Genomic DNA, 26,163 nt, shown 5'->3' on the forward strand with positions numbered 1-26,163 from the left:
AGCGGCGGTTGCCGCTGTCTGCGGGGCGTCGCCTTGCCGTCTGGTTTCGTGCGCGTGAGTCTGCGGATGTTTGGCGTGTGATGCGCGCTATTGCGTGTGCCGCTGCCCACTCCGCAGGCGTCATCCGTAGAGCGCAGCTTCGACACCGTAGCGCCGTGCAGGTCGTACTGACCAACTAAGAGCGGCTAACAAAACGTAGCGAGCAGCCGTCAGGTGAGTGCGGACGGCGCGGAGGAACCGGAGTGTACGAGGGTGCACCGATTCCGAGCATCGGCTGCGCCCGCCAGGCGGCTGCGCAGTCGTTTTGATCGCTGCTCTAACACCACGGCGCCGGGAGCTGCTGCATTGCTCCCGGCGCCCTGGCATGCGGCCGGTCAGAACTTCAGGTGCAGGGTCGCCATGTAACGGCGGCCACTCTTGTAGCGCCCGGCCAGATGCTCCTTGTCGCCGAGATACTGCAGGTATTCCTCGTCGAGCAGGTTTTGTGCGTCGATCTGCAGCGACCAGTTCGGGCTAAACGCATAGCCCACGCTGGCGCCGAGTTCGGCGTAGTCGTCCACGCTGGCGGGCGCGGCGCCGGCCACGTAACCGCCGGCCAGGTAACTGTCACGCCAGTTGTAGGTCAGGCGAGCGTTGAGCGGGCCTTTTTCGTAGTACGGCGAGAACGCCACGCTGTTGCGCGACTGGTAGGGCAGCGGGTCGCCGGTGTTGTTTTCGCCATTGGCATAGGTGTAATTGGCGGTCAGGCCGAAGCCGCTGTCGCCGAACGGCTGCTGGAAGGAAAGGTTGAATCCCTTGACCTTGCCATCGCCAGCGTTGCGTGGCCGCTGGATGCTGTAGTCGCAATAGCCGTCGGCGGTGCAGCCATTGCTGCCGATCAGCTGCGCCCAGCTTTGCGGCGCGGTGTCGCGCAGGGCGTTGTATTGCCGCTCCACGCTGGCGCTGGTGTCGATGTAGTTGTCGATCTTCTTGTAGAACACCGACCAGGCCACCACCGACTGCGGCGCGAAGTAATACTCCGCCGACAGATTGAAATTCCACGATTCGTACGGCGATAGCTCCGCGTTGCCACCGCTGCCGGTCAGTGTGGTGTCGTTGAGGAACGTGTTGTTGACCATCTGGTTGTACGGCGCCCAGGCGATCACCTTGGCCGCGGCAAAGCGGAACACCCAGTCGTCGCTGGTGTCATACGACAGCGTGAGCGATGGCAGCAGGAAGTCTTCCTTGCGCGTGCGCGTCTGCCACAGGCTGTCGGCGTTGGCCAACGACGGGGTGCCGCTATAGACGAACCCGCTGCCTTCGGTCTTGGAGTCCACGTAGCGCACACCCAGATTGCCGCGCAGCCCGCCGCCGGAGAAGTTCACCTGTGCGTAGGCGGCGTTATTGGTCTGCTCCAGCGCCCAGCTGTTATTGAGATAGCTGGCCGGATCAGGCGCGCTGTAATCCACCGGGCTGTTGCGGATCCAGTTGAGCACATTGCCGCGGCCGGCCTGCACATGCTGCCCGTGGTCCGGATAGAAACCTTGCAGGTCGGTCAGGCCGATCGTGCCCACATCGGCCAGCGTGCCCGGCGTGACGCCGCCATAGACGTTGAGCTCGAAGCGCTCGTCGTGTTTGCCGTGGCGCACGCCCAGCAGCAGCTGATTGAACACACCATCGAATTGCAGGTTGAAATCCAGCTGGCCGTAGGTGTCCTTGCTCTCGGTGGAGAAGATGCCGTTGTTGCCGAACCAGCCGCCGGCCGAGCCCCAGTTGGCCGGGTCGCGTGCAGCGGCCGGGTCATCGAAACGGATGCCGCGGCGCGTGTCCCAGCTGAAGCCGCCGTTGTAGAACGGCTCGATGAAATACTGCGAGAGATCCTTGTTTTCGGACTTGCTCTGGCCCACCTGCCCGTTGAGGCCCCAACCCTCGCCGCGGAAGGCGCCACGCAGGTCCAGCCCTTTGGTGGTCACTTCCGATTCGCGCACGTTGTTGTCGTAGATCACCGTGCCGCCCAAGGGGTCGGCGTTGGCGCTGGAATGGCCGCTGGTGACCACGCCATTGCGCACGCCACCCAGCTGGTCCACCGCGCCAACGGTGCCTGCATTCCAGGTGAGAAAGCTGTACATCGACTGATTGTAGTTGTCGAAGTTTTCGTTGATGTACAAGCCGCTCAGATTGAACTCCAGCGCATCGCTGGGCTTGAGCTGCAGGTTGACCACGGCGCTGTCGCGTTCGCGGTCCTGCTGGAACCACGCGGCGTTGATCGAGTTGGGCACGTCCGCATCGGCCGGCACGCCGCCGGCTGCATTGGCGAAGGTGCTGGCCGGTGCATAGCCGAACACTTCCATGCCGCGCCGGTCCACGCGTTCTTCGTAGTGCTGCGCGGAGACGGTGACGCCGAAGGTCTCTGCCGGATTTTTCCAGCTGTACAGCAGCGCCGCATTCGGCTTGCCCTGGCTGGCCTGGTCGCTGTAGCTATAGCCGATGGAAGCGGCCACCTCGTTGGCCTTCAGGTCGAGCGGCTGGCGCGTGTGCATGAGCACCGTGCCGCCCAGGCTGCCTTCGGTCAGGCGTGCTTCGGAGGACTTGATGATTTCCGCACGCCCCAGGATTTGCGGTGCCAGCAAGGTGTAATCGAAACCGCGGCTGGGCTGTTCGCCGTAGAGCCAGATTGCCTGCGCCACCGGGTGGCCGTCCAGAAAGGAGAGATTGAGGCTGGGGTCGGTGCCGTCGATGCTGACGCGCTCGCCCTGGCCAAAGCGACGGTCCAGGGTGACGCCGGGAATCTGCGACAGCGCTTCGGCCACGTTGGTGCTGGGGAACTTGCCGATGTCCTCGGCGGTGATCGCTTCGGAAATGCCGGTGTTGTTACGCTTGGTGTCCAGCGATTTTTCAAGGCTGGCGCGGATGCCAACCACCTGCACGGCATCCAGTTCGGTGGCCTGTGGGTCGGCCGTCTGCTGTGCCTGGGCGGCGAACACCAGCGACATGCCAATGGCGCTGGACAGCAGCGAAGTGCGGTATTTCATGATGTCTCTCCTCATCACGCAACAGGGATGGACGGCGGGCCTGCGCTCGCCGGATGCACGGGGGGTACACGCCGCTCGCGGTCGGGAGACGCGAGTGGTGGATCGCTTACGACACCTCGGTGTGGTGTTGCAGATACCAGCTGGCCGCGCCGAGCACGCCGAGTTGCCCGTGTTCGACCAACTTGACCGGAATGCGCTCCAGCACCGGGCGCATGCGGCCCTTGGCGAGGAAGCGTTCGCGGAAATCACTCGCAGCCAGAAACTGGCCGATGCTCGGCAGGATGCCGCCGGCCAGATACACGCCGCCGGAGGCGCCATACGCCAGCGCCATGTCGCCGACCGCGCTGCCGAGCAGCGCGCAGAACAGCTGCAGGCACCGCCGCGCCAGTGCATCGTCGCTGTGGAGCGCGGCGTGGGTGATGTCGGCGGGCAACGGGTGGATGGGCGTGGCCGCGTGCAGTTCGCACAGCGCCAGATACAGGTTGCGCAATCCGGGGCCGGAGAGCACATGCTCGATCGGTAGATACGATGCGTCGCGCGCCAGGATGCGCAGCACCTGCGCGGTGTCGGGGTCATTGCTGGCCAGTGCGACCTGGCCGGCTTCGGTGGCGAGCACGGTCGGCTGGCGCGGTCCGTTGATCCACACCGCAGCGCCCAGCCCGGTGCCCGGGCCGACCACCAGGATCGGGCCACCGGGCTGCGCATGCCGCGGCGTGGGGCCGCTCAATTGCACCACCGCACGCTGTTCCATCTGCGGCGCGGCATAGGCCACCGCTTCGAAGTCGTTGACCAGATGCACCGCACGCACGCCGAGCGTGTCGCGCAACTGACGCGGCGCGATGGTCCAGGGCAGGTTGTTGCTGATGAAGCGGCCGTCGTCCAGTGCGATACCGGCGCTGGCGATCACCACTGCATCGACGGCGCGGCTATCGCGCAGGAAATCAGCCAGGATCGCGTCCAGGCTGGCATGGTCGGCGCAGCGGTAGGTGCGGTACTGCGAGAGCTCGATCGGCGCACCCGCGCCATGCGAGACCCGTCCGACACGCACATGCGTGCCGCCAACATCGGCAGCCAGAAACGTGGTGGGAGCGGGGACAACGGGCAGAGCAGAAGCGCAAGCAGAGTGCGAGGTCGCAGCCACGGTCAGTCCTCTGGGACGCCTGGATCGGCCGATGCCGTCAGCGCGTAGTGGCCTGTTTAGGAGCCGATGACAACGCTGTCAATGGTCCAGTCGGGTTGGATCGATCTTGTTGACAGGCTCAAGCGCAAAAACAGCTCCGTGATGGGCTTTGTGCGGAGTTCATTGCGCAAACTGTCGAAGCCATACCAATCGTTTGCAGGGATCTAACGGCCGTGCATGACATCGTTGTGCCTGCCGCGTGGCACCCACGGCTGGGGTCTATCGCGACGGTCGAAGGCGGCCATGAGGGACGCCCAGGCCAAATTCCTGTCCTGCTCCAGCGACCAAGTCCTGCCGGCGTGCTCAGGTGGCGGGCGGCGGCGCGACCGCAGGCAAGGTCCGGCAGGCGGCGTTGTCCGAGGGCGGCGCCTGGGTCGGGTAGTCCTGCTTGCCCAGTACATAGGTCTGGCTGGTGGCGACAAAACCGTCTGCGTAGGTGGCTTCCACAAAATAGGCGCGCCAGCCGGCGTCAGGAATTTGCACCGGAACCGTCACCGCACCGCGCTTCCAGGTCACCGCCGTGGCGGTGTAACGGATGCCGCAGGCAAAGCGGAAGTCACGCGCCTGCGGGTTACTCGCGCTCCATACCTTCACCTGCACCGGGCGCTCGCTGGAACGCACGCGGATCGCGGGCGTTGCGCCACCACGCAGGCTGCCGCGCAAGTCCGGCAGCGGGCGCTGCTGCTGCAGCCGGTTGACGAACGGCACCAGCGTATCCACCACCGATGCGCGGATGCCACCGTGCGATGCATTGGGCACCACGCGCAGGGCCTTGGCGCCGGGCAGTGCGTCGTAGAAGAACTGCGTGTTGTCTGGCACGAAGAAGTCATCGCCACTGGCATTGACGATGTACTTGGGCACGGACAGCCGTTTGCGGTAGCGCGTGTGCAGGTACTGCAAGGGGTCCTGGATCTGTACCAGCTGCGCAAACGCAGGCGTGGTGAGCTGGTTGGTAATGCCTTCCTTGGCGTAGGCGTTGAACGCCACCGGCCAGTTCCCGCCATAGACCTTGGCCATGTGCGTGAGCACGGCCGGCATGTTCAGGATGTCGATCACGAAGGGCACCACGGCCTCCACGCGCTGATCGGCGATGGCCGCATGCCAGCTGGCCCAGCCGCGCTTGGACGCCCCGGCCAGGATGAAACGGTGAATCTGCAGCGGCGCCAGTTCGCGTTCGGCCAGGCTCATGGTGCGCGCGATCGCCGCGGCCATCGGAACATGCAGCGGCAAGGTCTTGCGCTGCGCCGGCGCTTTCATAAACAGCGACCAGGTGTGCGCAACGCTGTCGTCTTCGCGGCGTGCGGTGCCGTCATCGCGATAGGTCAGCGCCTGGCTGGGGAGGTCGCTCAGCACGATCACCACGGTGCGCGTGCGCTGCGCCAGGGCCGCGATCGCCTCGGGGGCCAGTTCACTGGATGGCTGCGCCGGGCCACCATCGACGGGCTGGCGCGTGCCATTGCTGGAGATCAGCAGCGCACGCGTGGGCAGGGCACCGGGCGGCACATAGAGCGCCACATCGTGCTGCCAGCTGGCCGGCAGGACCAGGTCTTCCGGTGACCAGTCCTGCGAGGTCAGCAGATAGTCGCGGCGTTCGACCCCGGCCACGCTGCTGGTAGCAGTGCGCCGGTAGCTCAGCGGCTGCGCCTCTACCGCATCGTGGTAACACACCATCGCCTCGCCGAATGCCACGGCGGGATCGGTGGCGCAGCGCTGCGTTGCGGGCGATGCGCAGGCCGACCCTGCAGCGAGCAGGGCGAGGAGTAGAACGCTGCGACGAGCGAAGGACGTCATTGCATATCTCCAGACGCAGGGTGCGGGGCTAGCGGGTCTGCAGTGAGCAAGACGGCAAGCATGTCACAGCGCTGCTCGGCGATGGCCAGCCGTGCGAACCCATTGCAGCAAACACGCATCTGCGGCGTGCATGAGTTTCAGACCAGGGCGTGTGCGGCGCGCCAGCAGGCGACGCCGCTGTGCGCGCGGGCTTGGGAACGGTGTGCTCCCGCCGGGTGATCGGAAACGATCCCTCCGCCGCCGGCACTCAGCTCGCAAATGCTTACTTGACCCGGCGCACCTTGGCCTGGGTGTTGTAGCCCTCGATCTGCATGTACCACACGCCGATCAGGCCGGGCTTGATCTTGGTCTTGGGCGAATCTTTGCGCACGCCGGGCAAGGTCACGCTGTCGGTCTGCTCCCACTCCTGCCCATTGGCGAGGGTGTAGGTGCGGCCCTTGGAGAAGCCCCTGAATTCACCGACCACGGTGCTTTCAATCGGGTCCTTGATACCGAAATCGGAGAAGCCGCGATTTTTCACGATCACTTCCTGGCGGCCGGCTTCCTTGGCTTGCTCCACCACCACCGCCGCTTCCTTGGCTACCTTGCCCTGCAGCCAGTCGTTGAGCGCGGCGAGTTCGCGGGCATCGAGCTTGTCCAGGCCAGCGGCCTTGAACTGTTCGGCGCTCATCTGCGACTGCAGGTCGCCCTGCACGGCGCGCTGCGCCAGGACTGGCGTGGTGTGTAAGGCGAGGGTCAGGCAAACCAGGAGGGGGACGCGGCGCGCGAACGACATGGAGGCAACCCGGAGAGAGAGGTCGCTAGTGTAGACGCTCGGCCGCGTGCCGCCAGCGGCTCATTCGGTGTCGCTGATCGCGGCCTCGGCGGCGACGGCGGCAGGTCGCTCCGGCCGGCGATAGACGAAGTCCGGTGCCGGCGATGCGGCCTCGCGTTCGGCGGTGGCGCGGATCCCGGCATGGGCCGGGGAGCGTTCGCAGACCGGGTCCAGGGTGGCGGCATCGCCGGTCAGGGCCAGTGCCTGGCAGCGGCAACCGCCCCAGTCGATCTCCCGCTTCGGGCAACCCTGGCAGACCTCGGGCATCCACGCGGTGCCGCGAAACCGCGCAAACGCCTCGCCGTGATTCCAGATATCGGCCAGCGAGCGATCGCGCAGGTTGTCGAACTGCAGGCCGTCGATGGTTTCGGCCGCATGGCACGGCAGCACGTCGCCACGCGGTGAGATATTGACGAAGCGCTGCGCCCAGCCGCCCATGCAGGGCTTGGGCTGGCGTGCGTAGTAATCGGGGGTGACGAAGTCGATCGCCAGCTGGTCGCCAAGGCTGCGCCGCGCGGTCTCCACCGCCACGATGGTCGCGGCCAGCTGCTCGCGGCTCGGCATCAAGGCGGCGCGGTTGCGCAGGCCCCAGCCGTAGTACTGCGTATGCGCCACTTCAATGCGCTCGGCACCCCATTCCAGCGCCAGCGCGATCATGCCGGGCACGCGCTCGGCGTTGTGCCGGTGGATTACCGCGTTGAGCGTCAGCGGCAGGCCGCGCGCGCACACCGCGGCGGCGAAGGCGCGTTTCTTGGACAGGCTGTTGCGGTAGCCGGCAATGTGGTCGGCGCCGGCCGGGTCCACGTCCTGCACGCTGAGCTGCACATGTTCCAGGCCGGCGGCCTGCAATTGGTCGAGCATCGGCTCGCCGCCGGCCACGCCGGAGGTGATCAGGTTGCTGTACAGGCCCAGCGCGCGTGCATGCGCCACCAGTTCGGGCAGGTCTTTGCGCAGCATCGGCTCGCCGCCGGAAAAATGCGCCTGCAGCACGCCCATCTCGGCGGCCTGTTCCAGCAGCGAGCGCCAGCCGGCGGTGTCCATTTCCTCGCGCAAGGCCGCCAGCGCGATGGGATTGGAGCAATACGGGCAGGCGAGCGGGCAGCGATGCGTCAGCTCCAGCAGTACCGACAGCGGTGGCGGCACAGTGCTCATAACCGCAGCAAGCGCTTCTGGTGCAAGGTGGTGGTGAGTTCGATCACGTCGGTCTCGATCTCGCTCGCATCGGCATCGAATTCGGCGGCCAGCGTCTGCGCGATCTGCGCCAGCGACTGCGACCCGTCGTAGCGCTGGGCCACCACCAGTGCAATGTCATCCAGCTCTACCACGCGCTCCGGTGCCAGCAATACCCACTGGTCGCGAGCGCGGTCGTGCTGCAGGCGCACGCCGGCACGCAGCGCAGGGCAGCTGTCGCGGCTGATGGTGCTCACGCGGCGGCCCGGTTGCTGTCGCGCTCCGGCACGAACGCATCCGGCCAGACAATGCCGGGGCTGACGTAGGCCACGTGCAGTGCGTCGAGTTGTGCCCACAGTACCGAGCATTTGAAATGCAGCGCGGCTTTCACCAGCTGCTGTTTTTCTATGGTGTCGGCGTGTTGCTTGACGTAGTCCAGCGCGAAATCCGAATCGCGCGGCGCTTCGGTCAGGCGGTGCTCGAAATACGCCAGTGCTTCTGGCGAGACAAAGTCGTAGTGCTGCAGCATGCCGGCCACGCGCTGGCCGATGATGTTGGGCGCAAACAATTCGGTGAGCGAAGAGGCGATCGCTTCCAGCAGGCTCTTTTCGCGCACGAAATGCAGATAGGCCTGTACTGCGAAGCGCGTGCCCGGCAGCAGGGCACGGCCCGATTCGACCAGCTCGCGTGGCAGGCCCAGCGCGTCGGTGAGGTGCAGCCAACGCGCGATGCCGCCATCGCTGGGGCTGTTGCCATCGTGGTCGAGAATGCGCTGGCGCCAGATGCGGCGCAGTGCGGGGTCTTCCATCCGCGCCAAGATCGCCGCGTCTTTCAGCGGAATGCAGCGCTGGTATTCAAAACGGTTCAATGCCCAAGCCTGCACCTGGCCGCGATCGAGCTTGCCGTGGTGCAGCAGGGCATGGAAAGGGTGCTGGTCGTGATACAGGCGCGCGCCGATCGCGCGCAGATCCGATTCCAGCTGGTCGGACGAGAGCAGGGCAGTCACAGGGAAATCTCCAGGCCGTCGTGCGCCACATCCCAGCCGGCCGCGCGTACGGCGGCGTGCTCCGGCGAGTGCGCGTCGAGGACGGGGTTGGTGGTGTTGATGTGGATAAAGACCTTGCGCGCCACCTGCAACGGCGCGAACGCGGCCAGGGTGCCGTCGGCGCCGTCGATGCTCATGTGGCCCATGCGCTGGCCGGTTTTCTGGCTCACGCCCAGTTGCACCATTTCATCGTCGCGCCACAGCGTGCCGTCGAAGAACACTAGCTCGGCGCCATGCAGGCGCGCGCGCAGGTCATCGGTCATGGCCGCGCAGCCGGGAATGTAGTGCACGCGGTGATGGCCGTCGTCGATGGTCAGCCCAAGCGTCTCTTCGTTGGAGCCGGCCAGGTCGCCGCCGCTGCGCGATTCCATGAACAACGGCACCTTGCCGGGAACCGAGAACGGCGTCAGCTGCAGGTCGCACAGGGTCAGCGGGGTATTCAACGCGAACGGATGCCGGTCCACGTACTGCGGATTGAGCGCGTCGAAGATCGGGTTCTGCGCAAGCAGGTCAAGCACGCGGCTGCTGGCATGCAACGAAAAGCGTTGGCTTTCGCGCATCGAGAGCAGGCCGGCAATATGGTCGATCTCACCACTGGTCAGCAGCACCGATTCAATTGGTGAATGCCGCAGGCCGTGTTGCGGCCAAAGCGCGGGCGTGGCGAGAATCTGTTGGCGAAAATCGGGAGAGGCGTTGATCAGGACCCAGCGCTGGCCGTCGGTACTGACGGCGATACTGGCCTGGGTACGACGCTGGGCACCGTCCGCTTGCTGCCACGCCCGCTGGCTCGCGGGTGTGTGGCAATTCCACTGCGGGTGCCCACCGCCGGCCGCCGATCCCAAAACGATGATGCGCATGGAGAACTGTTACCTGTCTGCCGGCAGCAGCCGGTCATGCATCGAAAGAGAGGGCGGCAGGGTCGCTCAGAACTCGCCGGAAACGTAGCAGTTGATCTCGGCGCCACAATTGACTTCACGTACAACAGGCTTCTTCCAGGTCTTCATCGGCTACCTCGCAGTTGGTTGGAGTAACGCCGGCGCAGATTGCGCCGCGACGACGTGCAGGGAGCATAGGCACGCGGTTTGGGCCAGTTGTAAAGAGCATGTAAAAAGCTTGGACCACGTCGCGCTTTGCACCGGCCTGGCGCCGCGATGGGTTGCGAATCAAGGCGTTGCCGGGTGAACCGTGCGTAAGCGCGGCGGCTACTCTTAGGCGTGAGGGCGCAAGAAACACGCGTTGTGGAGATGGTGACGCGCACGTTACCGTAGCTGTCAGCCCCCCTGTCCCTGCCGCCTTCGTGTCCAGCGTTGTGACCAGTTCCGCCCCCGATCGCCTGCATGCCGTGCTGCAGCGTCCCGCCCTCGCATCGATCGCGCCCGCCTTGCGCGATGCGTTGGCCCAGGCCTGGGCAGCGTCCGAAACGGCGCAGGCAGACAGCGTGCCGTGGGCCTTGCTCACCGACACGCTGGACGCCCTGGCGCACCTGGCGGCCGACGAAGCGACCCTGGTGGCCGCGTTGTTGTTCGATATTCCGGCGCTACGCCCAGGTGTCGCCACGCTGCCCTGGCAGCCGGCGGAACGGCGCGGCGTGGTGGAGGGGCTGCTGGATGGCCTGGATGCCGCCGACCAGGTCTGGGCGCTGCATGCCGGGCGCGAGGCGGGGCGTAACAGTGAAGGCCTGCGCCGCCTGCTGTTGTCCATCATCCACGACCTGCGTGTGGTGCCGATCCTGCTGGCCCGCCAGCTGGCGCGCATGCGCGTGGCCGACCGGCAGAGCGAGGAAGAACGCCGCGCGCTGGCCCAGCTCACCCGCGACATCCACGCACCGTTGGCCAACCGGCTGGGGATCTGGCAGGTCAAGTGGGAGCTGGAGGATCTGGCGTTCCGGCACCTGGAACCGGATACCTACCGGCGCATCGCCCGCGATGTGGACGAAACCCGGGTGGCGCGCGAGCGCTACATCGAGGCGGTCAAGCGCACGCTGTCGGCGGCGCTGGCACAGCAGGGCCTGCGCGCGGATGTCAGCGGGCGGCCGAAGCACATCTACAGCATCTGGCGGAAGATGCAGAAAAAGCGGCTTTCCTTCGACCAGCTCTACGACGTACGCGCGGTGCGGGTGATGGTGGACGACGTGGCCGCCTGCTATGCCGCGCTGGGTGCGGTGCACGCGCTGTGGGCGCCGGTGCCTAGCGAGTTCGACGACTACATCGCCCGGCCCAAGGCCAACGATTACCGCTCGCTGCATACCGCGGTGGTGGGCCCGGAGGGGCGCACCATCGAGATCCAGATCCGCACCCACGAGATGCACGCCCAGGCCGAACTCGGCGTGGCCGCGCACTGGAAGTACAAGGAAGGCGGCAAGGGCGCGGAAAAGGCGTTCGATCGCAAGATCCTGTGGATGCGGCAGTTGCTGGAGCAGGTGCAGGACGGCGAACACGGCGAACTGGCCGGCGCGCTGGATGCGGAGCTGATCGAAGACCGCGTTTATGCGCTCACGCCCAAGGGCGAGGTGATCGACCTGCCGCAAGGCGCCACGCCGCTGGATTTCGCTTACCACGTGCACACGATGGTGGGGCACCGCTGCCGCGGCGCACGCGTGAACAACCGCATCGTGCCGCTGACCTACCGGCTGCGCAGCGGCGACCGCGTGGAAATCATGACCGCCAAGGAAGCCGACCCGCGCCGCGATTGGCTGTTGGCCTCCAACGGGTTCCTGGCCAGCGGGCGCTCGCGCGACAAGGTACGCGCCTGGTTTCACAAGCTCGACCGCGCCCGCAACGTGCAGGCCGGCAAGGACGTGCTTGATCGCGAGCTCAAGCGCTTGGGGCTGCAGCATGCCGACCTCAGCGTGGCCACGCGCAAGTTCCACGCCGACAGCATCGACGACCTGTACATCCAGGTGGCGCTGGGCGATACCGGGCCCAACCAGGTTAGCCGCGCGCTGCTGGAAGCCGAGCGTGCGGCCTCGCAGCCGGCCGTCCCGGCGCCGCCGCGCCCGACCGCGCGCCGCGACGGGCTGGGCAAATCCAAATTTACCGTGCAGGGCGTGGGCAATCTGCTGGTGCAGCTGGCGCGCTGCTGCCAGCCGGTGGCGGGCGAGCCGATCGCCGGCTATCTGACCCGCGGCCGCGGCATCACCGTGCACCGCACCGACTGCGTGGCGCTGTCGCGTCTGGCTGCCGCGCATCCGCAGCGGGTGCTGCCGGTGGAGTGGGGCCAGGCCGGGAGCGGTTACGAGGTGGACGTGCAGGTGCGGGCGGTGGACCGGCGCTGGCTGCTCAAGGACATCACCAACCTGATCGCGCAGGAAGACGCGCACGTGCTGGAAATCAACAGCGACAACGTGCGCGACAGTGGCCGCGCGCAACTGCGGCTGCGCCTGAAAGTGAGCGATTACGAACAGCTCTCCGCACTGCTGGGCAAGCTGGACGCCTTGCCCGGGGTGAACGAGGTGCGCCGGCTGGGCTGAGCGCACGCAGTCTTCGCAGCCGGGGCGGCTACCATTGCGTGGTGAACGCGTCCCCGTCAGGTCGCGCCAAGGACGGACGCCACCGCATGTTCCCGCTTCCGCGCTGGGCCAGATCGCCGCGCCTCTGGGCGCCGCTGCGCAGCCGTGCGTTGTGGCGCGTGGTGCTGGTGCTCGCCGCCTGCCTGTTGCTGAGTGTCATCGTGTTCCGGCGCCCGCTGGCCGATCTGCTGTGGCCAGACAGCCGCATCCAGCAACTCCTGCAGCGCGGCGACGCGGCGCTGGCGCGTGGTCAATTGAGTGCTGCCGATGGCAGCGGGGCGCGTGAATTCTTTGCCGCGGCACTGGCACTGGACGGCGACCGTAGCGAAGCGCGGCAAGGCCTGGCCCGCACCGGTGCGGCCGCGGTGGTGCAGGCGCGTGCAGCACTGGCTGCGGGCGATGTGCCGGCGGCGCAGGGCGGGGTTGCGTTGGCTCGCGCGCTGGAAGTGCCGCAGGCGCAGATTGCGCCGGTCGAGCTGCGCCTGCGGCAACTGCAGGCGCGCCGGGCCGGCCTGGATGCGCTGGTGGCCCAGGCCGTCGCCGCGCAACAGCAGGGCCGCCTGGATGGCACGCCCTACAGTGCACTGCCGTTGTATCAGCGGGTGCTCTCCCTGGCCCCAGACCGCACCGATGCCCTGGAAGGCCGCGAAGATGCGCTGACCGACCTGCTGGCACAGGCCCGCCACGCTCTGGCACGCGATGCACTCGCCGAGGCGGCCGCCTTGCTGGCCGCGGCCAAGCGCTACGACGCCGGGCATGCCGATGTTCCTTCGACCGAGGGCCAGTACCACCGGCTATTGGATCAGCGCCGGCAGCGCGCCGACACGCTGTTGCGGCGCGGCCGGCTGGCGCCTGCGGTGCGCGACTTCACTGCCGTGCTGGCTGCCGAGCCGGGCGATGTGCAGGCGCAACGCGGAGTGGAGCGGGTTGCTGCCGAATATGCCGCGCAGGCCACCCGGCAGGCCGCGGATTTTCAGTTCGATGCGGCAACACAGTCGCTGCAGCAGGCGCGCGCTCTGGTTCCCTCTGGCCCATCCATCGCCGCGGCCGAGCAGGTGATTGCGCGCGCGCGCGATGCGCAGCGCGGGCCGGAATCCGGGTTGTCGCGGGGGGCGCGCGAACGCCGCCTGCGCAGCCTGCTGCAACGCGTCGCCGCAGCCGAAGCGCAACAGCAATGGATGACGCCGCCTGGCGCCAGCGCCTACGACGCCGTGCGCGCCGCACAAGCGCTGGCACCCCGCGACCCGCGCGTGCTGCAGGCTGCCGCACGCGTGGCGCCGGCCAGCCAGCGCTGTTTCGAAGACGAGTTACGCAACAACCGGCTACGCGCCGCGCGCGGCTGTCTGGATGCCTGGCAGGCCCTGATGCCCACCGGCGACGCTCTTGCGAGCGCGCGCCGGCGTTTGGCGCAGCGCTGGGTGGCGGTGGGCAGCGAGCGGCTGGGCCAGGAAGACGCGGCCTTTGCGCGCCGCGCGCAGAACGAGGCCCGTCAGTTGGATCCCTCGTTGCCGGAGTTGGCGGACTTCAGCCGGCGCGTCAAAGCGGTGAGTGAAGAGCGCTGAGCGAATGATCGGTTGAGGCGTTGTCTGTAGGAGCCCATGCAGTGCACCAGCCGGCACATGCAAGTCCCTTCGCCTCACTCGGCAAGAAACAAGGTCCGCACCGTCGCGCGTGCGGCATCCAGCGAAAAATGCTGCGCCACGTTGCGCAGTCCGTTGTCGGCCAGGCGTTGCCAGAGCGCGGCGTCCTGATACAGGCGCACGATGGCGGCGGCGAACGCATCTGCTTCATCGGCCACGCACACATCCTCGCCGTCGTGCAGGTGCATGCCTTCCACCGCGCAGGTGGTGCCTACGACCGGCTGGCCGTGCGCCATGCTCAGGTTGATCTTGCCCTTGACGCCGGCACCGAAGCGCAGCGGCGCCACTGCAATACGCAGCGTGTCCATGTACGGCACCAGATCCGGCACGTGCCCATGCAGCTGCACGCCTGGCGTTTCATCGGCCAGTAACTGCAGCGCGGCGGGCACGTCGGCGCCGATGCAATGGAACACCACGTCCGGCAACTGGGCGCGCACCAGCGGAAAAATTGCACTGATGAACCACTGCACCGCATCCACGTTCGGCGGATGCCGGAAGCCGCCGACAAACACCAGATCGCGCCGCTGCGCGAACGGCTGGCCGCTGCCGGCAACCTCGTGCAGGTTGGAGAGCAGGGCGGTGCGGATCTGCGGTGCATCCGCGTGCAGCTGTGCCTGCTCGGCGGCCGACACCAGCACCGTCACGTCGGTGGCCGCCATGACCTCCAGCTCGCGCAGGCGGGTGCGTTCGGCGCTGCGCAGCAGGTTGGCGTCGCCGGCAAGCTCGGCGCCACGGCGCTCGCGCAGATAGTGCAGATCCACCGTATCGAACAAGGTGCGTGCCTGCGGCGCGTAACGCTTGAGCAGCGGCAGGCAGGCATGGGCGACGTGGTGGCGCACCAGCAGCACCGCGCTGAAACGTGGGCCATGCGTGCGCAGCCAGGTGCCGATGCCTTCCAGGAACGGCGCGTACCAGACTTCCACGCCGAGTTGCTGCAAGGCCTGCGTGTGGCGGCCGGCATGCTCGCGACGGGTGGGCACGAACACCACGTGTGCACCTTCGGCGCACAACAGGCGGATCAGGTTGAACTGCCGCAACGAACCGGAGTCACGGTCCGGCTGCGGCACGCATTCGTCCAGGATGAGGACCTGGCGTTGGTGGCGGTGCAGGCTGGCGGGGTCGGGGACGCTGCCAACCGGCAACTGCGCCTGCAGCACCTGCTGCCATTTTTCGGCGAACACGCTGCGGTTGCGCACCTGATACGCCTTGACGCCGGTGCGGGTGTCGGTGCCGTTGCTGGTGCCTTCGTCATGCACCACCACGCTTGCCGGCTGCACCAGCACGCTGTGGCCTGCGGCACGTACCGCGAAGGCCAGGTCGGTGTCTTCGTAATACGCCGGCATGTAGCGCCGGTCCAGCCCACCCAAGGTCTGCAGCAGCGCACGCGGCAGCGCGATCGCCGCGCCGGAGCAATAGTCCATCTGCCGCACGTAGGCGTAGCGCGGATCTTCGGCCGACTCAAAACGCCCGTAGCTCCAGGCGCTGCCATCGCCGAACACCACGCCGCCGGATTCCTGCAGGCGCCCGTCCGGATACACCAGCTGTGCGCCCACCAGACCGGCGGATGGATGCGCGGTAAAGGTGCCGATCAACTGGTCCAGCCAGCCCGGCTGCGGCACGGTGTCGTTGTTGAGCAGCACCACGTAGTCGCCGCGTGCCAACCCAATGCCATCGTTACAGGCAGCGATGAAGCCGCCGTTGCGTGCGCGCTGGTGGTAGTGCAGGCCCTGCACGTGCGGCAGATTGGTGGCGGTGGCGTCGCTGCTGCCGTCGTCCACCACCACGATCTCGATGCCCAGCGCCGGTGGATGCGCGGCCAGTGCACGCAGGCAGGCGAGTGTGTGCGCGATCTGGTTGTACACCGGAATCACCACCGTCACCTGCGGCGTAGCGCTGTGCGGCACCGCAAATGCCGCAAATGGCGCAGCCTCGGGCAACCACAGCGGCGTGCCGAGCGCGACCGGCGGCGCCTGCGTGTGCACGCGGATGCGCTGCCAGGTGGCGCGCCATCCGCGGGTTCGCATGCTGGCGACGCTGCGGTGGATCAGGCCAAGCACGCGATTGAATAGATAGCGTGCATCGGCCAAGGACATCGACATTCCGTTGGAACTCCAGCTTAAGCCACAGGGTCCGGCACGCCGCAGCCACGACAGGGCTGCGCTAGACTCGCCGGACTCTACATTCTCGCATCCCTGTGCCCCGACGCTACGATCACGACGCTCCCGACGATTTCGAGGACGACTCCACCGAGCAAGGCTCCCGCTGGCAACGCAGGCTGATCGTCTGGGGCCTGGCGGCATTCGCGCTGGCGCTCGGTTTCCTGATCCCGTACACGATGTATCTGAACAAGCAGGTGACCCAGCGTTTCGGGGAGCTGCGCTGGCAGATCCCCACGCGTGTGTACGGCCGGCCACTGGTGCTGGTGCCGGGCAAGGCGCTGGACGCAGCCACGCTGAAGACCGAGCTGGACGCGGCGTCCTACCGTGATGACGGGCTGGGCAAGCTGGCGGGCACCTATCAGCAGGACGGCAGCCGCTTCGTGATTGCCAGCCGTGGCTACATCGACGTGGACGGGCAGGTGCCGGCGCGTCGGATCGAGGTTGCGCTGTCCGCTGGACGGGTAGCCAGCGTGCGCGATGCGGCCGACCGCAAGACGCTCAAGAGCGCGCGGCTGGATCCGGCACGCATTGCCACGCTGTACGGCCAGAAGCAGGAAGAGCGCCGCCTGGTGCGCATGGAAGAAGTGCCCGAGCTGCTGGTCACCGGGCTGCAGGCGGTGGAAGATCGCGACTTCAACAGCCACCACGGCATCGACCTGAGCGGCATGGTGCGCGCCGCCTGGATCATGGCGCGCTCCGGCGGCCAGGTGCGTCAGGGTGCCAGCACGCTGACCCAGCAGCTCGCGCGCAGCGGCCTGCTCGGCATCGGCAAGGAACAGACGGTCACCCGCAAGTTCAACGAGATTTTGTATGCGGTGATCATGGAGGCGCGTTACGACAAGCGCACCATCCTGGAGGCGTATCTCAACCAGGTGTACCTGGGCCAGCGCGGCGGGCAAGCCGTGCATGGCGTGTCGTCCGGTGCGGAGCTGTGGTTCGGCCGCGAGCTGGGCTCGATGACCACCGAACAGGTCGCGCTGCTGATCGGCCTGGTCAAGGGGCCGTCGTATTACGACCCGCGACGCAGCCCCGCACGCGCGCTGGACCGGCGCAATTTCGTGCTGGGCAAACTGCGTGAGAACAATCTCATCGACGAGGCCGAGTACAAGCGCGCGCTGGCCGCGCCGCTCGGCGTGCCCAAGGAGCCGGGCCTGGTCGCCGCCAATCGCTTCCCGGCCTACGTGGACCTGGTACGCCGGCAACTGGCGCATGACTATCCGGAAAGCGTGCTGCAAGGCGCCGGCATGAGCGTGCTCACCGGCATGTCGCCGTCTGCGCAGGCGTATGCCGAAGGTGCGGTGACCGGCACCATCAAGCGGCTGGACAACAAGAAGCGCCCGCCGTTGCAGGCCGGCCTGGTGCTGACCGACGTGCATAACGGCGATGTGCTGGCGGTGGTCGGCAGCCGCGATGTGGCCAAGCCCGGTTTCAACCGCGCCGTGGAAGCGCAGCGCCAGGTTGGCTCGCTGCTCAAGCCCTTCGTCTACCTGCTGGCACTGGCCTCGCCTGACCGTTGGGCGTTGTCCAGCTGGGTCGACGATTCCCCGGTGACCGTGCAGCTTGCGCGCGGCAAGACCTGGTCGCCCGGCAATTCGGACAACCGCAGCCATGGCACGGTGCGCCTGATCGATGCGCTGGCGCATTCGTACAACCAGGCCACGGTGCGGGTGGGCATGCAGGTGGGTCCGGAGCGCGTGGCGCAGCTGATCCAGGTGCTGGCCGGCATCAAGGCCGAGACCAATCCTTCGTTGATCCTGGGCGCTACCGACCAGAGCCCGTACGGCATGGCGCAGCTGTACCAGTTCCTGGCAGCCGGTGGCGAGATCCAGCCGCTGCATGCGGTGCGCGGCGTGCTCGATCCGCAGGGCAAGTTGCTCAAGCGCTACGACAAGACCCCGGCGCCGGCGCAGGAAGGCGATTCGGTCGCCGCCAACCTGATCAGCATCGGTCTGCAGCAGGTGGTCAGCGGTGGTACCGCGCGCCAGTTGCTCGGCGATGGCCTGGGGCGGTTGTCGCCGGCCGGCAAGACCGGCACCTCCAACGACGGCCGCGACAGCTGGTATGCCGGCTACACCGGCGACCATCTGGCGGTGATCTGGATGGGCAACGACCAGAACGCCGAAACCGGCCTATATGGCGCCACCGGCTCGATGCGGGTGTGGTCGAGCATCTTCGCGCGGCTGCCGAGCGCGCCGTTGAAGGTCAGCGGCAAGGGCCTGGATTGGCAGTGGGTGGACGCCAGCGGCACCGGCGTCACCGACGCCGGTTGCCCAGGTGCGCGGCAGTTCCCGTTCGTGGTCGGCTTCACCCCGGCGTACGCGTCGTGCGCCGGCAACGCACCGTCCATCGAAGAGGCGCCTGCCGACGGCAGCGCACCGGCAGAGCAATCCAGCGGCGGCGGCTGGCGCCGGTTCTTCGGCCTGGACAAGAAGACCGAAACGCCCGCGGCCGCACCTGCCTCGCCCCCACCTGCGCACTGACAGGAACGACTCATGATCCGATTGCACCGTTTGCTTGCCCTGGTTGGCGTCCTCGCCGCCCTGACCGCCTGCACCAGCGCGCCGCCCGCGCCACCACCGGCGCCGGTGGACACCACCACCCCGGCGCAACGGCTGGCCTTGATCGAACGCGAAGCCGGCGTCGACGATACCGAGCTGTCGGTGCAGCCGCTGCGCGACCCGCAAGTGGACGATCTGCGCGAAACCGCCAAGGCCAAGCGTCAGATCGGCGACCTGGCCGCGGCGGCGGCCGCGCTCGATCAGGCATTGGGCCTGGTCTCCGGTGATCCGGCGATTCTGCAGGAACGCGCCGAAGTGGCCGTGTTGCAGGGCGATTGGAATGCCTCCGAGCGCTTTGCCAAGCAGGCTATCGAACTGGGTTCCAAGACCGGCCCGCTGTGCCGCCGTCATTGGGCGACCATCGAACAAGCACGCTTGGCGCGTGGCGAAAAAGAAAACGCGGCCTCGGCCAAGGCGCAGATCGTCGGGTGCACGGTGCCAGGCGTGAAGCGGTATTGATCGAGCTGCAGGGCGGGTAGCCGCCCTGGGAGTGGGGTTGGGGCGCAACGCGCGCGGCTGCATGCGCTGCGTTGATGCGTGAGGGCGGTTAGGTGGCATGCGCGCAGCGCTGCTCGCAGCCTTGAGGATGCGCGCAGTCAACGGCCTGCTGTTTGTCTCGTTCGCCCGTGGCTGCCTGGCATGTCATGTGGCTGGTTCGAAACCTTGCCGGTAAGCCGGCAGGTCCTGAGGACCATGGCGCGCCCCAAGGTGCGGCGTCGGCAGCCGGATAGCGCATTCAACCTCCAAGCCCGCCCGTGGCCGCCAACGATTAGCGCCTCACGTCGAGGCCGCCAGTCGTGTGGTGTCACGCCGCCCGAAGCAGGCTCCGCACCCAGGCCCGTCTTTCAACAGCATCGCCTCGCGTGCGATCCGCCATGCCCCGCCAAGGCAGCCGCCGCGCACACGCGTTAGGCTGTTGCGTTCCCCACGCTGTCGTCGTCCGTCATGTCCCAACTTGCCACTGCCAGCATCGAGGCGCTTAGCGAAGGCGGGGCGCTCGCGCGCCAGCTCGACGCGTTCGCGCCACGTGCCGCGCAGTTGCGCCTGACCGGCGCCATTGCCGAGGCCTTCGAACAGCGCGACGTGCTGCTGGCCGAGGCCGGTACCGGCACGGGCAAGACCTATGCGTATCTGGTGCCGGCGTTGTTGTCCGGGTTGAAGACCATCGTCTCCACCGGCACGCGCGCGCTACAGGACCAGCTGTTCCATCGCGATCTGCCGCGCGTGCGCGCCGCGCTTGGCATCGGTCTGCGCAGTGCGCTGCTCAAGGGACGCGCCAATTATCTGTGCAAGTACCGCACCCAGCAGGCGCGTGGTGAACCCCGGTTTGCCAGCCCCGAGCAGGTCACCCAGTTCCAGCGCATCGTCGCCTGGAGTGGGCGCACCCAGTTCGGCGACATGGCCGAGCTGGACGCATTGCCGGACGACTCGCCGCTGCTGCCGATGGTCACCTCCACCGTCGACAACTGCCTGGGCACCGAATGCCCGTTCTATTCGGAATGTTTCGTGGTGCAGGCCCGGCAGCGCGCCCAGGCGGCCGATCTGGTGGTGGTCAACCACCATCTGTTACTGGCCGATCTGGCGCTCAAACAGGAAGGGTTTGGCGAAATCCTGCCGGGCGCGCAGGCCTTCGTGATCGACGAGGCGCATCAGCTGCCGGAACTGGCGGCCAATTTCTTCGGCGAGAGTTTCGGCATGCGGCCGTGGCAGGAACTGGCCCGCGATTGCATGGTGGAGGCGCGCTTGGTGGCCGGCGCGCAGGCCAGCCTGCAGGCGCCGATCCTGGCGCTGGACGACGCCCTGCGCGGGCTACGCGCAGGCATGGAAGGCCTGCCGCCGCGTGGCACGCAATGGCGCGCGCTGGCCAAGCCGCAGGTGCGCGAGGGCTTCGATGCGGTGCTGTCCGCGCTGGCGCGGCTGGGCGAGGCGTTGCTGCCGTTGCGCGAGGCTTCGCCGGGGTTTGACGGCTGCACGGCGCGTGCACAGGAGGCGCTCAATCGCTTGTCGCGCTGGCTGGGCGAAGACGTGCCGGTGCCGGATTTCGAACAGGACCTGCCGGAAACGGTGGACAACGACGTGCTCTGGTATGAACTCAGCCCGCGCGGCTTTCGTTGCCAGCGCACGCCGCTGGATGTGTCCGGCCCGCTGCGCGAGCACCGCGAAAAATCGCAGGCGGCGTGGGTGTTTACCTCCGCCACACTGGCGGTCGGCGGGGAGTTCGACCACATCGCCTTGCGGTTGGGCTTGAACGACCCGATCACTTTGCTGCAGCCCAGCCCGTTCGATTGGGCGCGTCAGGCGCTGTGTTATCTGCCGCCAAATCTGCCGGACCCGGCCGCGCGCGGTTTCGGCACGGCGTTGATCGCCGCACTGCATCCGGTGCTGGAAGCCTCCAATGGCCGTGCGTTCTTGCTGTTCGCCTCGCACCGCGCCCTGCGTGAAGCGGCCGAAGCCCTGCGCGATGGGCCGTGGCCGTTGTTCGTACAGGGCGAGGCGCCGCGCGCGACCCTGCTGCAGCGTTTCCGCACCTCGGGCAATGGCGTGCTGCTCGGTTCGGCCAGCTTCCGCGAGGGCGTGGACGTGGTTGGTGATGCGTTGAGCGTGGTGGTGATCGACAAGCTGCCGTTCGCCGCACCCGACGACCCGGTATTCGAGGCACGCCTGGATGCGATCCGCCGCGATGGCGGCAATCCCTTCCGCGATGAACAATTGCCGCAGGCGGTGATCGCCCTCAAGCAGGGCGTGGGCCGGCTGATCCGCAGCGAAACCGATCGCGGCGTGTTGGTGTTATGCGACCCGCGGCTGTTGAACAAGGGCTACGGACGTACCTTCCTGAATTCGTTGCCGCCATTTTCGCGCACCCGCGAGATCGATGATGTACGTGCGTTTTTCGGTGCGGAGCCCGGGGCCGGCCAGGCCGGAGTAGAGGTTGCGACGTTGCTGCCCGACTGAGCAGCGATTAGTCGCGATCGCGTCGCTGCGCGTGGATGGATTCGCTGCGAAGACTGCCGGAGGTACGCACGCCGAACTGTGCCGAAGGCGCTGCCGACAGCGGCAGTGCAGCACTGTCGCTGCTGATGCAAATCTTAGAGCAGCTTCCAAAACGACTGCGCAGCCGCCAGGCGGGCGCGGCCGGTGCTCGGAATCGGCAGGTACCCCCGTACACTCCGGTTCCTTCGCGCCGTCCGCACCCACCTGACGGCTGCTCGCTACGTTCTGTAAGCCGCTCTTAATCAGTACTGCTGCGAGCCTCCCGTCACCGCAGCACGTGGCGTCATCCATCGACACAGACGCCCGTCGCATGTCGGATGCCGCCAACCCGCTACGACCCGGCTCACGCCCCGACTCGGGTGCCCCAGGTCGATCAGTTAAGCTTTGCGTCTCTCCGGGCCCCCAATTCCCGGTCCATGATTCACGGTTCTCGCCCATGAAAATCCTCGCATTCGAAACCTCCACCGAAGCCTGCTCCGTCGCGCTGCATGTCGATGGAAACGTGCAAGAGCGCTTCGAACTCGCGCCACGCCGGCACGCGGAGCTGGCGCTGCCCTGGGCCGAGCAGTTGCTTGCCGAAGCCGGCATCAGCCGTCGCCAGCTGGATGCGATTGCAGTAGGCCGCGGGCCCGGTGCCTTCACCGGCGTGCGCCTGGCGATCGGCATCGCGCAAGGCATTGCCCTGGCATTGGATCTGCCGGTGCTCGCCATCTCCACCCTGCAGGTCTTGGCACTGCGCGCACCGGCCGAGGCCACCCATGTGCTGGCCTGCATCGATGCGCGCATGGGCGAGGTGTATGCCGGGCTGTTCGAGCGTCAGGGCGAGGCGCTACTGACGCTCGGGTCCGAAGTGGTCTGCGCGCCGGAAGCCGTGCTGCTGCCGCAAAGCACACCGCAGTGGGCCGGCGTCGGTACCGGCCTGGCTGCCGGCGAGATGCCGCTGCAGCAACGCTTCGCCGGCCGCCTGTCCGGCGTGGATGCGGCTGCGCTGCCGCATGCCGCAGACCTGCTGACCTTGGCGCTGCCTGCAGCGTTGCGCGGCGAAGGCGTGGCGCCGGAGCGGGTGGAGCCGGCCTATCTGCGTGACAACGTCGCGCTCACCCTGGTCGAACAGCAGGCCGCACGCGCAGCGAAGGCGGCGGAGGTTCGACGTTGATGGACAGCGCAACGGCACAGGCGCGTTTCCGCGGTTGCCTGCTGGGGCTGGCGGTGGGCGATGCACTCGGCACCACGCTGGAATTCTGCGTGCCCGGCAGCTTCACCCCGGTCACTGACATGCACGGCGGCGGGCCGTTCGCCTTGCGCGCCGGGCAATGGACCGACGACACCTCCATGGCGCTGTGCCTGGCGCACAGCCTGCTGTATCGGCAGGGCTTCGACGCCGCCGATCAGATGAACCGCTATTGCAACTGGTACCAGCACGGTTATCTCAGCAGCACCGGCACCTGTTTCGATATCGGTGGCACCGTCCGCCAGGCGCTGGAGCGCTATCTGGATGGCGGCCCGGCATTCAGCGGCAGCGACGACCCGCGCGCGGCGGGCAACGGCTCGCTGATGCGTCTTGCCCCGGTGGCGATGTATTACGCGCAGCGTCCCGAGCAGCTGGGCGAGCGCGCCGCAGACAGCTCACGCACCACCCATGCCGCGCCAGAGGCGCTGGATGCGTGCCGCCTGTTTGCGTTCCAGCTACGTGCGGCGCTGCTCGGCAGCGGCCGCGACGAGGTGTTGCAGCCAGCCGCGTTGCCGTCGCAATCGCTGGTGACGCCGGCAATCGGCGCACTGTTGGTGCGCGCGCATGCATCCGTCGCACGTGCGCAGATCCGCGGCAGCGGCTACGTCGTCGATGCGTTGTCGGCGGCGTTGTGGTGCTTCGCCACCACAGACACCTTTGCCGATGCAGTGTTGCGCGCCGCCAACCTCGGTGACGACGCCGACACCACCGCCGCGATCTGCGGGCAACTGGCCGGCGCGTTCTACGGCATCGACGGCATTCCGGCGGCCTGGCGTGAACGGGTGCAGGATGCCGCCGAGATCGTCGCGTTGGCCGATCGCCTCTACGAAGCAGCGCAGGCGCTCTGACCGCGGCTGCGAAGCGCGTCTAAGCCAACGAAGGCGATCAATCGCCCGGCGTCCTGCATCTTTACGTGTGCGCAGCGATTGATTTGGCTATGTCCGGTCGCCAGACATCGAAGCGCGCTGCACTCCAGCGCGCAATGTGGGCGCTCATCAAGACGCTACCGATTGACCAGCAGCGCGTGCCCAGGCAGTACCCATGCAGCCCCAAGCGGATGCACGCTCAGCGGTCGTCGTGCAATTCGCCGCCGGGTAGGAACAACCAGGTGCGGGTGACCTGCAGGATGTCGACATCGTCTTTGCTGCGCGGCAGCGGCGGAAACGGCTGCGCCAGTTGCACCACCCGCAAGGCGGCCGCATCCAGCACTGGGGTGCCGCTGGAGACCAGTACACGGCTGCTTTCCACGCTGCCGTCGCGGCGCACGCCCACGGTGATCACCACCTTGCCGCCCAGCCGGCGGCGGCGCGCTTCGTCAGGGTAATTGAGGTTGCCGACCCGTTCGGCGCGGTCCACCCACGCGCGCAGATAATTCGCGTAGGCGTACTCGCGGGTGCTGGCGGACACGAACTTGCGGTTGGGACGCTTGGCGTATTGCTCCGAGCGCAGATGCACCTCGGCCGCCAGCCGCGCCATCTCGGCATCGCGCTGCACGCGTTGCGCGTCGGCAGGCGAGAGCCGGTCGGTCTGCGGATTGGGTTGCGGGGTTGGCACGGCCTGTTCGCCGCGGCGGCTGGACACCACCCGCGTCTGCGTCGGCAAGGGCGCCTGCACGGTGGTGGCACGCTGCGCCTGCGGCGCCAGCCCGGTGCGGTCTTGCGGCACCACGCCCGGTTGGCTGTCGCGCGGGCGCTGCGCGGTGTCGTGGTTGCCGCCGCCCTGCTGGTTGGCCTGGGCCAGGAAGTCGGCCTGCTTGGGCGTCAGCGGAGTGCTGGTCTGGCTGAAGATCACATCCAGGGTCGGCACCAGCGGTGCGTCTTCGCTCACCGCAAAGCCCACGCCCAGGATCAGCAGGCCATGTAGCAGCAGCGAGATCACCAGCGTCGCGGTCAGACGCTGGCGTTCGTCCATCGGTGCAGGCAAGGCCGCGGCCGTGCTCATTGCGCGGTGCCGGCCTCGATCGCATCGAACAGCAGCCCGGCAATATTGAGCCCGAACTGCGCATCCAGCTCGCGCACGCAGGTGGGGCTGGTGACGTTGACTTCGGTGAGGTAATCGCCGATCACGTCCAGGCCCACGAAGCGCATGCCGCGGCGTTTCATTTCCGGGCCCACCTGCGCGGCGATCCAACGGTCGCGCTCGGACAGCGGGCGGCCCTCGCCGCGGCCGCCGGCGGCCAGATTGCCGCGGAACTCGTCGCCCTGCGGAATGCGTGCCAGGCAATAGTCCACCGGCTCACCGTCCACCAGCAGGATGCGCTTGTCGCCGGCAGTGATGTCGGGAATGAAGCGCTGCGCCAGGGTCAGCTTGCGGCCGCCATCGGTCAGCGTTTCCAGGATAACGTTGAGATTGGGGTCGCCGGTGCCGCTGCGGAAGATCGAGCGCCCGCCCATGCCGTCCAGCGGCTTCAGCACCGCCTGGCCATGTGCGAGCACAAACGCCTTCAGCGCGGCCGCATCGCGGCTGACCAGGGTGGGCGGGCAGCACTGCGGGAACAGCAGCGCGGCCAGCTTCTCGTTGTAGTCGCGCAGGCCCTGCGGGTCGTTGACCACCTGGGCACCGGCGCGCTGCGCCACGGCCAGCACCTGGGTGTCATAGATGAACTCGGCGTCCACCGGCGGGTCCTTACGCATCAGCACCACCTGGCCGGGACCGAACACCAGCTCGGCGAACGCGCCCAGGGTGAACCAGCTGGCCTTGTCCTCGCGCACGCTCAGCGGCGCGACCTGCGCCACGGCGCGCCCTTCGTGCAGGCTGAGTCCGCCGGGGCGCACATAATGCAGGCGGTGACCACGGCGCTGGGCTTCCAGCAACATGGCGAAGGTGGTGTCTTTGGCGATCTTGATGGAGGCGATGGGATCCATCACCACAACGACGTCGAGCGACATGGGGCTAAACCTTTAGAACAAGCTGCCGATGGTAACTTCAAGCGGTGGGCGATGGCGCGCCCGGCGGGTTGCGAATGCGCGACTTGCCGGTCCAAGGGCGCCCTGCTGCGGTCGGAACGTCCGCCTGGCGGGGCCCCGGCAACGCACCCTTGACAGTCGATGCGGGTCTTGGGATAT

Annotated in this window: 19 protein-coding genes and 2 other RNA genes; 8 read left to right on the plus strand and 13 right to left on the minus strand. The window is 67.4% G+C overall.

Translation table 11 applies throughout. From position 1 onward, the window contains the following. Window positions 1-183 precede the first annotated feature (183 nt). From QRM89_RS10980 to pqqA, 10 genes are all read right to left on the minus strand, one after another. Window positions 184-258, minus strand: a non-coding RNA gene (locus tag QRM89_RS10980) — sX9 sRNA. Window positions 259-374: 116 nt separating this feature from the next. After that, entirely contained in the window at window positions 375-3,011 is a 2,637-nt protein-coding gene (locus QRM89_RS10985) for a TonB-dependent receptor (protein ID WP_285448029.1), read from the minus strand. A 106-nt stretch (window positions 3,012-3,117) separates the two neighbouring features. After that, on the minus strand, window positions 3,118-4,152 hold the full coding sequence (locus QRM89_RS10990; protein WP_285448030.1) for a glucokinase family protein: 1,035 nt from the start codon (window positions 4,150-4,152) through the stop codon (window positions 3,118-3,120). Window positions 4,153-4,494: 342 nt separating this feature from the next. After that, the gene (locus QRM89_RS10995; protein WP_285448031.1) at window positions 4,495-5,982 is read right to left on the minus strand and encodes a PhoPQ-activated protein PqaA family protein; all 1,488 of its coding nucleotides are present in this window, start codon (window positions 5,980-5,982) and stop codon (window positions 4,495-4,497) included. Window positions 5,983-6,244: 262 nt separating this feature from the next. Then, entirely contained in the window at window positions 6,245-6,757 is a 513-nt protein-coding gene (locus tag QRM89_RS11000; RefSeq protein ID WP_042594766.1) for a hypothetical protein, read from the minus strand. A 60-nt stretch (window positions 6,758-6,817) separates the two neighbouring features. Further along, the gene (pqqE, locus tag QRM89_RS11005; RefSeq protein WP_285448032.1) at window positions 6,818-7,948 is read right to left on the minus strand and encodes a pyrroloquinoline quinone biosynthesis protein PqqE; all 1,131 of its coding nucleotides are present in this window, start codon (window positions 7,946-7,948) and stop codon (window positions 6,818-6,820) included. Beyond that, window positions 7,945-8,223, minus strand: coding sequence for a pyrroloquinoline quinone biosynthesis peptide chaperone PqqD (gene pqqD / locus QRM89_RS11010; protein ID WP_076054311.1), 279 nt, complete (start codon window positions 8,221-8,223; stop codon window positions 7,945-7,947). Before pqqD ends, pqqE begins: the two co-directional genes overlap by 4 nt. Then, on the minus strand, window positions 8,220-8,972 hold the full coding sequence (pqqC, locus tag QRM89_RS11015) for a pyrroloquinoline-quinone synthase PqqC (RefSeq protein ID WP_285448033.1): 753 nt from the start codon (window positions 8,970-8,972) through the stop codon (window positions 8,220-8,222). Before pqqC ends, pqqD begins: the two co-directional genes overlap by 4 nt. After that, window positions 8,969-9,868: a pyrroloquinoline quinone biosynthesis protein PqqB gene (gene pqqB, locus QRM89_RS11020; RefSeq protein ID WP_285448034.1), complete on the minus strand. Its 900-nt coding sequence runs from the start codon at window positions 9,866-9,868 to the stop codon at window positions 8,969-8,971. Before pqqB ends, pqqC begins: the two co-directional genes overlap by 4 nt. Window positions 9,869-9,934: 66 nt before the next feature. Then, window positions 9,935-10,015, minus strand: a complete 81-nt coding sequence (gene pqqA, locus QRM89_RS11025; RefSeq protein WP_002812057.1) for a pyrroloquinoline quinone precursor peptide PqqA — start codon at window positions 10,013-10,015, stop codon at window positions 9,935-9,937. A gap of 305 nt (window positions 10,016-10,320) precedes the next feature. On the opposite strand from pqqA, the gene QRM89_RS11030 reads away from it, so the two are divergent. Together QRM89_RS11030 and QRM89_RS11035 are read left to right on the plus strand one after the other, a co-directional pair. Beyond that, on the plus strand, window positions 10,321-12,480 hold the full coding sequence (locus QRM89_RS11030) for a bifunctional (p)ppGpp synthetase/guanosine-3',5'-bis(diphosphate) 3'-pyrophosphohydrolase (protein WP_285448035.1): 2,160 nt from the start codon (window positions 10,321-10,323) through the stop codon (window positions 12,478-12,480). 86 nt (window positions 12,481-12,566) lie between these two features. Continuing rightward, window positions 12,567-14,081: a hypothetical protein gene (locus tag QRM89_RS11035; protein ID WP_285448036.1), complete on the plus strand. Its 1,515-nt coding sequence runs from the start codon at window positions 12,567-12,569 to the stop codon at window positions 14,079-14,081. 74 nt (window positions 14,082-14,155) lie between these two features. On the opposite strand, the gene QRM89_RS11040 is transcribed toward QRM89_RS11035, so the two are convergent. Further along, window positions 14,156-16,258: a glycosyltransferase gene (locus tag QRM89_RS11040; RefSeq protein WP_285448037.1), complete on the minus strand. Its 2,103-nt coding sequence runs from the start codon at window positions 16,256-16,258 to the stop codon at window positions 14,156-14,158. 95 nt (window positions 16,259-16,353) lie between these two features. Between QRM89_RS11040 and mrcB the strand changes: the two genes are divergently transcribed. From mrcB to QRM89_RS11070, 6 genes are all read left to right on the plus strand, one after another. After that, the gene (gene mrcB / locus QRM89_RS11045; RefSeq protein WP_076054322.1) at window positions 16,354-18,798 is read left to right on the plus strand and encodes a penicillin-binding protein 1B; all 2,445 of its coding nucleotides are present in this window, start codon (window positions 16,354-16,356) and stop codon (window positions 18,796-18,798) included. A 12-nt stretch (window positions 18,799-18,810) separates the two neighbouring features. After that, window positions 18,811-19,335 (plus strand): hypothetical protein, encoded by a 525-nt coding sequence (locus QRM89_RS11050; protein ID WP_285448038.1) that lies wholly within the window; start codon window positions 18,811-18,813, stop codon window positions 19,333-19,335. A 486-nt stretch (window positions 19,336-19,821) separates the two neighbouring features. Then, on the plus strand, window positions 19,822-21,828 hold the full coding sequence (locus tag QRM89_RS11055; protein ID WP_285448039.1) for an ATP-dependent DNA helicase: 2,007 nt from the start codon (window positions 19,822-19,824) through the stop codon (window positions 21,826-21,828). Between the two features lie 198 nt (window positions 21,829-22,026). Then, a non-coding RNA gene (locus QRM89_RS11060) (sX9 sRNA) lies at window positions 22,027-22,101 on the plus strand. 202 nt (window positions 22,102-22,303) lie between these two features. Beyond that, the gene (gene tsaB / locus QRM89_RS11065) at window positions 22,304-23,023 is read left to right on the plus strand and encodes a tRNA (adenosine(37)-N6)-threonylcarbamoyltransferase complex dimerization subunit type 1 TsaB (protein ID WP_115540771.1); all 720 of its coding nucleotides are present in this window, start codon (window positions 22,304-22,306) and stop codon (window positions 23,021-23,023) included. Then, window positions 23,023-23,946, plus strand: a complete 924-nt coding sequence (locus QRM89_RS11070; protein WP_285448040.1) for an ADP-ribosylglycohydrolase family protein — start codon at window positions 23,023-23,025, stop codon at window positions 23,944-23,946. Before tsaB ends, QRM89_RS11070 begins: the two co-directional genes overlap by 1 nt. 217 nt (window positions 23,947-24,163) lie before the next feature. Here the strand turns inward: QRM89_RS11070 and QRM89_RS11075 are convergent, their stop codons facing one another. Together QRM89_RS11075 and gshB are read right to left on the minus strand one after the other, a co-directional pair. Continuing rightward, window positions 24,164-25,039 carry an energy transducer TonB gene (locus tag QRM89_RS11075; protein ID WP_115556537.1) on the minus strand — a complete coding sequence of 292 codons (876 nt, stop codon included), beginning with the start codon at window positions 25,037-25,039 and terminating at the stop codon, window positions 24,164-24,166. Further along, on the minus strand, window positions 25,036-25,986 hold the full coding sequence (gene gshB / locus QRM89_RS11080) for a glutathione synthase (protein ID WP_076054329.1): 951 nt from the start codon (window positions 25,984-25,986) through the stop codon (window positions 25,036-25,038). The genes QRM89_RS11075 and gshB overlap by 4 nt, the downstream gene beginning before the upstream one ends. Between the last annotated feature and the right edge of the window lie 177 nt (window positions 25,987-26,163).

It is taken from the genome of Xanthomonas sp. LMC-A-07, assembly GCF_030208825.1.
GTDB classification, from domain to species: domain Bacteria; phylum Pseudomonadota; class Gammaproteobacteria; order Xanthomonadales; family Xanthomonadaceae; genus Xanthomonas; species Xanthomonas campestris.

Coding starts and splice junctions, on each gene's coding strand:
- QRM89_RS10985 (WP_285448029.1), bottom strand. CDS start 3,011: ATGAAATACCGCACTTCGCTGCTGTCCAGCGCCATTGGCATGTCGCTG.
- QRM89_RS10995 (WP_285448031.1), bottom strand. CDS start 5,982: ATGACGTCCTTCGCTCGTCGCAGCGTTCTACTCCTCGCCCTGCTCGCT.
- QRM89_RS11000 (WP_042594766.1), bottom strand. CDS start 6,757: ATGTCGTTCGCGCGCCGCGTCCCCCTCCTGGTTTGCCTGACCCTCGCC.
- pqqE (WP_285448032.1), bottom strand. CDS start 7,948: ATGAGCACTGTGCCGCCACCGCTGTCGGTACTGCTGGAGCTGACGCAT.
- pqqB (WP_285448034.1), bottom strand. CDS start 9,868: ATGCGCATCATCGTTTTGGGATCGGCGGCCGGCGGTGGGCACCCGCAG.
- pqqA (WP_002812057.1), bottom strand. CDS start 10,015: ATGAAGACCTGGAAGAAGCCTGTTGTACGTGAAGTCAATTGTGGCGCC.
- QRM89_RS11035 (WP_285448036.1), top strand. CDS start 12,567: ATGTTCCCGCTTCCGCGCTGGGCCAGATCGCCGCGCCTCTGGGCGCCG.
- QRM89_RS11040 (WP_285448037.1), bottom strand. CDS start 16,258: ATGTCGATGTCCTTGGCCGATGCACGCTATCTATTCAATCGCGTGCTT.
- QRM89_RS11050 (WP_285448038.1), top strand. CDS start 18,811: ATGATCCGATTGCACCGTTTGCTTGCCCTGGTTGGCGTCCTCGCCGCC.
- QRM89_RS11055 (WP_285448039.1), top strand. CDS start 19,822: ATGTCCCAACTTGCCACTGCCAGCATCGAGGCGCTTAGCGAAGGCGGG.
- tsaB (WP_115540771.1), top strand. CDS start 22,304: ATGAAAATCCTCGCATTCGAAACCTCCACCGAAGCCTGCTCCGTCGCG.
- QRM89_RS11070 (WP_285448040.1), top strand. CDS start 23,023: ATGGACAGCGCAACGGCACAGGCGCGTTTCCGCGGTTGCCTGCTGGGG.
- QRM89_RS11075 (WP_115556537.1), bottom strand. CDS start 25,039: ATGAGCACGGCCGCGGCCTTGCCTGCACCGATGGACGAACGCCAGCGT.
- gshB (WP_076054329.1), bottom strand. CDS start 25,986: ATGTCGCTCGACGTCGTTGTGGTGATGGATCCCATCGCCTCCATCAAG.